At 58.5% G+C, this 8,264-nt stretch carries 7 protein-coding genes; 5 read left to right on the top strand and 2 right to left on the bottom strand.

All coding sequences use genetic code 11. From position 1 onward, the window contains the following. Both DC432_RS15455 and DC432_RS15450 read right to left on the bottom strand, forming a co-directional pair. Positions 1 to 955 (bottom strand): YveK family protein (locus tag DC432_RS15455; protein WP_165801305.1); only part of this gene is annotated, 955 nt, incomplete at its 3' end. Positions 956 to 1,115: 160 nt separating this feature from the next. After that, positions 1,116 to 1,841 carry a low molecular weight phosphatase family protein gene (locus DC432_RS15450; RefSeq protein ID WP_116538598.1) on the bottom strand — a complete coding sequence of 242 codons (726 nt, stop codon included), beginning with the start codon at positions 1,839 to 1,841 and terminating at the stop codon, positions 1,116 to 1,118. A gap of 126 nt (positions 1,842 to 1,967) precedes the next feature. On the opposite strand from DC432_RS15450, the gene DC432_RS15445 reads away from it, so the two are divergent. From DC432_RS15445 to DC432_RS15425, 5 genes are all read left to right on the top strand, one after another. Further along, positions 1,968 to 2,582, top strand: coding sequence for a CPBP family intramembrane glutamic endopeptidase (locus DC432_RS15445; RefSeq protein ID WP_165801304.1), 615 nt, complete (start codon positions 1,968 to 1,970; stop codon positions 2,580 to 2,582). A gap of 857 nt (positions 2,583 to 3,439) precedes the next feature. Then, the gene (locus tag DC432_RS15440) at positions 3,440 to 4,567 is read left to right on the top strand and encodes a glycosyltransferase (RefSeq protein ID WP_165801303.1); all 1,128 of its coding nucleotides are present in this window, start codon (positions 3,440 to 3,442) and stop codon (positions 4,565 to 4,567) included. Positions 4,568 to 4,578: 11 nt separating this feature from the next. Continuing rightward, positions 4,579 to 5,757 carry a glycosyltransferase gene (locus DC432_RS15435; protein WP_133177966.1) on the top strand — a complete coding sequence of 393 codons (1,179 nt, stop codon included), beginning with the start codon at positions 4,579 to 4,581 and terminating at the stop codon, positions 5,755 to 5,757. Further along, on the top strand, positions 5,754 to 6,842 hold the full coding sequence (locus DC432_RS15430; protein ID WP_116538594.1) for a glycosyltransferase family 4 protein: 1,089 nt from the start codon (positions 5,754 to 5,756) through the stop codon (positions 6,840 to 6,842). Before DC432_RS15435 ends, DC432_RS15430 begins: the two co-directional genes overlap by 4 nt. Beyond that, on the top strand, positions 6,802 to 8,264 hold a 1,463-nt coding region (locus DC432_RS15425), incomplete at its 3' end, for an oligosaccharide flippase family protein (protein WP_116538599.1). The genes DC432_RS15430 and DC432_RS15425, both read left to right, overlap by 41 nt.

The raw sequence follows: 8,264 nt of genomic DNA, 5'->3' as shown, positions 1-8,264 counted from the left end.
CATCGGTGAGCCCGGCCCCTCCCTCAATTCCGAGGTACTCGGCCACCTTCGGCTTGCGCAGATCGGCGTCGAGCAGAGCTACACGCTTGCCCGCGTCGGCGAGAGCAATTGCAAGGTTGATGGTGGTCGATGTCTTGCCTTCGCTGGGGATTGAGCTCGTTACGACAAAGCTCGACCGCCCGCCCATGTCGAGGAACTGCAAATTGGTGCGGAGCGCCCGGAACGACTCCGCGCGTGGACTGAGGGGATCGGCATGCACGATAAGCGGGCGTTCTTTCGCCTTCGCGTCGAACGCGATGGCGCCGATGCCGGGTGCGCCAGTGATTTGTTCGGCGTCCCGGGGGGTGCGCACGCGATTGTCGAGGACGGTACGGAGCACTGCGGTGGCAATCCCGAGCGCCAGACCGATCAGCACGCCGAGAGCGAGGTTCAAAGGGAGATTGGGGCTTGAAGGCGTCAAAGCGGGCTCGGCGTCCCGGACTCGGCTGAGGCGCACGGGGCTCGAGCCGTTGTTCGAGGCCGGTTCCAACTGCGGGATAACCGTCGCGAGGCTGTCCGCAATAGCATTAGCGATCCCCGCAGAAGCGTCTGCGCTTGCGTTCGCCACCGTCACGGTGATCAAGGTTGAATTGAGCGCAGCGGACGCTTGCACGTCTTGGGCCAACTCGGCAGCAGTTGTCGTCAACCCCAGGTCCGCGATCACGGGGTCGAGCACGATGGGAGCCGTTGCCAGCCCCACATACGTGTTGATCCGGGCTTGCGTGAAGGTCGATCCCTGCTGCAGTTCTGCCGCCGTGCCACCGGCCTGCGTCGATACGAAAACGGTGCTCGAAGATTCGTAGATTGGCGTGCGCGCCAGCGTGTACGCAGTGGCCGCTGCCAGCCCAAGTGCCGTCAGCACGATGAGGACTAGCCAGTTCTTGCGGAGGATCCGGATGTAGTCGCTGAGCTCCATGGTGCCTCTCGAGAGTGCGCTGACCTGGGGGACAAGGCGCGGGGGGTTTCACGCAAGTGTGACACACGGAATGTTTCGAGCCGTTTCGCTCGGCACAGTGATCGTCCCGGGCGTGGTTGTAAACCATGCGACCGCTGACTCTGCATGCGCGGACCCGGCGTTATCCTCCGGCGAACGCTAAACGAGCAAGACGCTCAATCGATGGAACAGCTTCATCAATCTGCGCGACCGAAATCTCATAAGTATCGCGGGACCGGCCAAACGGGTCGATTACGTCGTCGACTCGCGGGTCCACGGGCGGCGGCACGACACCTCGAAGTCCTGCGACTAGCGCCAAGAGAGATGCGAACCTCGGGCCGGGCCCTTGTTGTGGGGCGGATTCTGCCGCGGCTTTGAGGGCGTCGTCGGTGAGATTTGAGGACAGTCGATGAAGCTCCCTAACCGTGAAGGTTTTGCGCGAGAAGGACGGGTTCAGCTCGACGATCTCGCGTCGGTGGTCGCGCGCCATAGCCAGAGCCAGGTCCGCGTCAGCCAGACGAGCATCGCTGAGGAATCGAGCTCTGTGAGCGTCAGCACGGCTCCCCGGGACACCCAACGACACTGCGAGGGAAGCTGCTTCCGAAGTCATTGGCATGTCCTCGCGGGCGCGTGTTCCTGCGCTGTGGACGTGAACTGGAAGGTCGACGAGGCGCAGCGCTAGTAGTTGTTCGGCAATCGGTGACCGGCAAATGTTGCCGGTGCACACCGTGAGGACAGTCAGCACGTTGATTCCACCTCGCCAGGACGTCGGGTTCTCGCACGGGGAAACTCCCGCTAGTTTCTCCGTGTGTACGACGAGACTAGTGATGTGAGAAGCCCTCCGGTGCCAGGTAGGTTGCGCGACCATACGTCGCCGGGGTCGCGGCGAACTCGTCAGAGCGCACTCCGGAGAAACTGGCGGCTTGACGATAGAGCCGGCATGCGTTGGGACGTCCGTGTTTTAGCTGTTGCCTTGGTCAGTGGGAGTGCATCCATGCTGGGTGCCCTTTCAACGACTCGCTTCGCTGGTTTGTGGACACTCCCTCTCGCCAACCTGTTTCTGTGGTTCGGGTTCTTGTGCGCATTCGTCTATGCGCTTGCACGGTCCCGTCCACCGGGGCTTTTTCAATTCCGGGCCAGTGACTTGATCTGGGGCTTCGCCTCGGGCATGGTACTGCGCCTCTGTGAGGGTGTGGTCGGCGGTTTCGAGAACGCACCGTTCCCAAGTTCCCCTTTAATCGAAAACAATGCGATAGCTTCCTGGGTTCTTGCGGAGGCAATCCCGCTCGGTCTCATCGGGCCGCTGGCAGAAGAGGTGTTTTTCCGGGCCGTGATCCTTGTGTCTGTGTTCCAGGTCCTCAGACGAGCCACCGGACCGGTAGCGGCGGCAATCACCGCAGCTCTCGTTTCAACCGGCCTGTTTGTGTGTTTACATGCCATATTTGGGGCCATCAGCTTGGCGAGCGTGTTGCAGTTTGTGCTGATCGGAACCGTCTGCGCAGCGCTCGTTCTTCTCACCGGTCGTCTTTGGTCCGCCGTTGTCACACACCTGGTCTACAACGGGTCCTACCTGGCGATTGTGGCGATGGGCGCTCTGCTCGTGCGGTAGCAAAGTCCGAACGCCGTGCGGAACCTAACCGAGTGCATGCTCATGCACGAGCGTCCGAAGGCGCGGGGATTGGTCGTTGCGAGCGTGATGAGGACCTTATGCGGCGCCAGCGAAGATGCATCAGACTCCTCCTGGTACTGAGTGTGACGGCTCTGGTGGCCAGTTCTTGCTGCCAGCTTCATCGGTCTCCACCCTCACCGGCGCGCGTTTGCGATGCTCGCGCGTGGCGATTGCGGCGGCGGGGGAGCGCGCGCGGACCCTTGGGCGCGTTCTCCGAAACCGCAGTCGATCGGCTCGGGAGAGCAATTGCATATCGGGCAGGCCAAACGGCAGGGTTCCGAACGCCTTGCGTAAACAGCTGATCAATTTTTTGGCACTTGGCTCTGGCCAAATCAGTGCGGTGCCAAGCCAGTGCGGGGCGGCCGCCACCAGCGTTCGACGGTGTGATGGGACGCCGATCCAGCGACGAATGTGGCCGCACGTGGACTGCGAGGGGAGCATGACCTTGAATGCTTACGGCCCCATCACTCGCCGAGAAACGAAACAACGATGGTCCATGTCGAGGTTGCGCGTCTGAGCGCGCGAGGGCTCGGCATTCGCGCGACAACAGGATCGCTCTGCGAGCGCCAGCTGGAAACATGCTGGATGCTACGGTGTCCACAGTCGGCTGGCTGCGTCGGCGCGTGTGTGCCCTGAGGGCTTACACGTTCTCAGGCTCAAATATTTCGCGTAGTCGTTCACCTATGAATTTTTGGAACCAGATGAGCAATCCGGACACGCACTCTCAACGACCGCGGATACTTGCAGTGGTTACATTTTTTCCCGTGCCAGCTGATCAGGGAGATCCGCTACGGGTCTTGGCATTGCTCCTTGCCTTGCAGGCCGTGACTGACCTCCATGTCGTGGCAGTGAAGCGTCGCGACACTACTAGCGAGCATGAGCAGGAGCTCCGAGACAAACTGTCGGACTCTCGCGTTTACGTGTGCGAGCTCGATCGTCCGGACGTTCTATCGACTCGGTCAGGACGCTTGATCCGGGGCGCTTTCCGTGGTGTCCCAGCATGGGTCTATAGCAATAGCAGTCGGGATGCGAGCCGCCGCATAAAAGAAGTTGGTGGCAATTGCGAGACGATAGTACTAATCGGAGAGGCGGCGGCCCTGCATATCCCGGCTGTGCGAGGGCAAAAAATCATCTGGGACAAGGCAAACGTTATTTCAGCGTCGATTTCGGAAAACCGTCACAGATTGACATCCCGCTTTGAGCGTCTGAAGGCCACCGTTACGGCTGGCCCCGCCAAACGCTTTGAGCGCCGCGCTCTCGAGGCGGTGTCGAGCGTATGGGTTACTTCCGCAGAGGATGCTGAGCGGCTGCGTCGTACCTTCGGGCGGGAGGCGGATGCGGTCATACCGTCCAGCGTCGAGGTGCCTAAAACTCCCCAAGTAGCGTCAACGGAAGGCTCTTCCGAAATTTATTGGATGAGCTCATTCAAATACCCGCCGAATTGGGACGGTCTTGTGCGCCTGCTCCGCGCGCTTGAAAAGATCGACCCACAAGGCGAGGTTCGGCTGAGGGTGGCCGGCTATGGTGCGACGGAGGCCCAACGTGCCCATCTAGTTTCTGAACGACGCGTGGATTACATCGGGTTCGTTGACGATATCGCTGACTCCGCTTCGGGTGTGCTGGCGGCGGTGGTGCCGCTTTGGGCAGGAGCCGGAGTGAAGCTCAAAACGCTCACGTTATTGGCGCTCGGTTTGCCGATATTTGCAACATCCGCCGCAATGGAGGGCCTGCCCGAAGATCTTGCGATCTGCGTTGAGGATGAACCCGAGGAGATGGCGCGCGCACTACTGAGAGCAGTACGGAATGGCATCAACGACAATTCGGATGCTGCCTCTAACCGACTTTCAACCATGGCAGAGCATTTCTCGATCTCCTCGTTCAATAGCAATGTGTACCGCGCAATGCAGTTTGGAGATCTATCTTGAGAATTCTGCACGTGAACAAGTTTGCTTACTCGAAGGGGGGCGCCGAAGTATACATGGCCAGCCTCGCGGGTGTGCAAGCAAACGACGGGAACGACGTGGCTGTGTTCGGTGGGGACCTCGACCCGAGTTTCCTTGACGAGAAAATCGAAAAATATGGGATCGAGATTCCTGACTTTCACAGTGCGGATACGCTACAGAAAAAGGCTCGCGCTGCCCAGGCCGTTTTCTGGAATCGCGATGCGGCGAAGGAGTTGGATCGAGTCATTGGGGAATTTTGTCCTGACGTCGTTCATCTTCACAATTACGCACATCAACTTTCGTCCTCGGTGCTTCCCGTCATCCGTAAACGCGGAATTCCATCAGTGTACACAGCACATGACTACAAATTAATCTGTCCTTCATACGTAGCCAACATCTCTGGCGAAGACTGTTTCAGCTGCGTGAAGAAACTCTCTCTCAAGCCAATCATCAGGGCTTGCCACCAGACCTCTCGAACATGGTCATCGGTGGTGCTTGGCGAGGCCATCGGAGTAAGGACGTTGGGTCTAACGCCGGATCTCGTCATCGCACCTTCCGACTTCATGGGAGATCGTTTGGCTGAGAGTTGGCTGTCTCCACATTCGTCCATAATCACAATCCCGAACCCTGCAAGCTGGGACGGAGGCGAATGGAAAGGTTCTGGCGACTTTGTCCTTTTCGTGGGCCGCCTCTCGCGGGAGAAGGGAGTCGACGAGTTGGTGCACGCATGTCACGGCGCCGGTATTCCCCTCGTCGTCGCGGGGGATGGACCTTTACGATCTGAGTTGCAGAGTGCCGTTACTGGCCTGGGGGCAAATGTACGTTTTACTGGCCACCTGCCGCACGAAGAACTGCTCGCTTTGCGTCAGAATTGCATAGCTCAAGTAATCCCAAGTACTTGGCCCGAAAATGCTCCGCTATCCGTTCTCGAAGCAGGGGCGTCCGGGGTCCCCATGATTGCCTCCAATCGAGGGGGCTTACCGGAATTTATGTCCGATGGCGCGCGAATCGCACTAGTCGACGAGATCACGGCGGCGGCGCTCGAAGCGGCATTGGAGAGAATTGAACGATTGCCGGGCGACGCTGCGATGTTCCGGACTCGCAGAAGTTGGCACCTGCATGAACGTCGCGTAATGGATGCTTACGTGAGGGTCACTGGAGCGGAGAAATGAAGGTCGCGCTTGTAGGTGCGCGCAACTTTCCAGCTATGCATGGAGGTCTGGAAGTTGCGGTGGAAGAAATTGCGTTACGCCTCGTGGAGGATGGTCATGAGGTGCATGTATTTGCGGGAGGCGGAGCGACCGATATTCCGGGCCTGATTGTACATCGGTCCCCATCCCTTCCAACTAAGCATCTGCACACAGCTTCGCAGGTGCTGACCGGAATCCTGCTTGTGCGGCGAGTCAACGCAGACGTCGTGCACGTACACGGAGTGGGTCCCGCTTTCCCGTTGTGTTTTGGCGCACGCGTATTCGGCGCGCCAACGGTCGCAACCGCGCACGGAATCGATTGGAACAGGTCCAAGTGGGGTGTAATAGCTGCTGCGGTTTTCCGGCATATCTCGGTGCATGCTTTAAAACGTGCGGCGGCCGTAACCGCCGTGTCGCAAGGGGTGGCGTCGGATTTGCAAGCGCAGCTATCACGACGTGTGGACTTCGTGCCGAACGGGGTAGCCGTGGACGCATCCGAAGGGATCCCTCACCCAAAACTCCCAAATCGTTTCGCTGTCACGATTGGGAGAATCACCCCAGAAAAAAAGTTGGACTGGCTCGTGAGCAATTACTCCGCAGATGTAGCCGAGAAATTTGGCCCTCTGGTTGTAATTGGATCTGGGTCGAGTTCTCACTCTGAGGATTTTGAGAGACGCGTACGATCGATACCGAACAAGAATGTTCTATTCTTGGGCGCCCTCAATCATCCCGACACTTTGGCGACGTTGAAGCGCGCAACGGTATACGTTTCCGCATCTGAGATTGAGGCGCAGCCCATTTCCGTCATGGAAGCAATGAAACTTCATGTCCCTTTGTGTTTGAGTGATATCGCTGAACACAAAGAACTGGCACAACTTGGCGCCTCGTATTTCTCACGGGACGATCCAAGTGGTCTGATCGAAGCCATGACTCGTTCGACAGCGGATGAAGAATTGACGAGAGAGGCCGGACGCATCGCCGATCAGCTGACTTGGTCACACGCAGTGAGCGAGTATCAAAGGATCTATGAGTCTCTCGCAGCTGGGGGCGTCGAAGTCCGTGCCTGATGGTTTGTCAGGCCGCGCTGCGCGTGGGGGAGTTCTGACGATTGGCGGACAGGCCGGTCGCGTCTTAATCCAGTTTCTGGGGCTTGTCGTTCTTTCGCGTATCCTGCCCCCCGAGAGCTTCGGCGTCTATGCCGTAGTGGCCGCTGTATTCGCTTTGGGTGAACTACTTCGAGATTTTGGTCTAACAAATGCAGCTATCCGCTCAGAACACTTGAGTCGTCGGACTGCCTCGAATGTGTTTTGGCTGTCTCTTGTCATAGGGACTGCGCTTGCCCTGCTTGTTGCCCTTGCGGCTCTTGCTTTGTTTGTATCTGGCGGTGCATCGGACCTCTCGCTAGCCCTAGCTCTCTTGGGGTTCTGCTTCTTCATAAACGCTGCCCAGTCTATTTATCAAATCCTGTTAGTCCGGGGCCTGAGATTCGGCGCGCTCGCGCTTACAGACGTAACTTCGCAGATCATCGGACTCGCTGTGGCGATCTTGACGGCGCTGAGCGGTTTTGGCCTTTGGTCGCTAATGGCGCAACTGTTTGCAATCAGCGCCACGTTGCTGGGAGCGCGAATACTCGCAGTTCAATGGATTCCGTCGTGGCCGTCGCGGGATCCGTCCATTAAACCCATGCTGGGATTTGGAGCAAATGTCGCGGGTGCCCAGGTACTCGGCTACGTGGCCAATAACGCGGATACATTCTCGCTGAGTGTCCTGCAGGGCCCCGTAACGCTGGGCTTCTATAGCCGCGCATTTCAGTTGTTGACCGTTCCGATGAATCAGATATTGAGCCCTCTGACGAACGTCTTTCTGCCAATCCTGTCTCAAGCAGCCGGGGACCGCCAGCGTTTCTCCGGAGCAATACAACGGACGCTTTTCACCGTGGGACTGCCGAGCTTGACCTTGCTCATCATCATGTCCACGCAGGCCAACGCTATCGTGAGTATAGCGTTGGGCGAACAATGGCGGCCGTCCTCTGGTGTATTGGCAATACTCGCTATAGGTGGATGCTTCCAGGTCTTTGGATTTGCTGGCTTCTGGGTCTTCTTGTCTGCTGGCTTGGGGTCAGAACTTCTTCGCTACAACCTCTTAACCAAGCCCCTCACAGCGGTGCTTGTAGCGACGGGCGCATCGTTGGGCGCCGAAGGGGCGGCTTCCGGCTACGCGCTCGGACTCTTCCTGTCCTGGCCCCTCTGTTATCTATGGTTGGCCAAGAGGGGTCATGCCCCTGTAGTCCCGGCCTTCCGCTCAAGTGCTGTGCTGACCCTGTCTGGGATTTTGGCATTTCTCGTCGGGTTCGTCCTGGCAAGCGCGACTGCGCAGTTGCCGCTGATTATTTCACTATTGATTGGGGCTGCAGGAGTTTTTGTTTCGCTCGTCGGCTCCCTCATGGCTTGGCCTCTGGGGCGTATTGGCCTGGCCGACTCCATACGAAC

Origin of the sequence: Microbacterium testaceum (assembly GCF_003075375.1) — a bacterium.
GTDB classification, from domain to species: domain Bacteria; phylum Actinomycetota; class Actinomycetes; order Actinomycetales; family Microbacteriaceae; genus Microbacterium; species Microbacterium testaceum_E.
The sequence above is the reverse complement of the archived record's forward strand: the minus strand, read 5'-3'. Positions and strand labels throughout refer to the sequence as shown.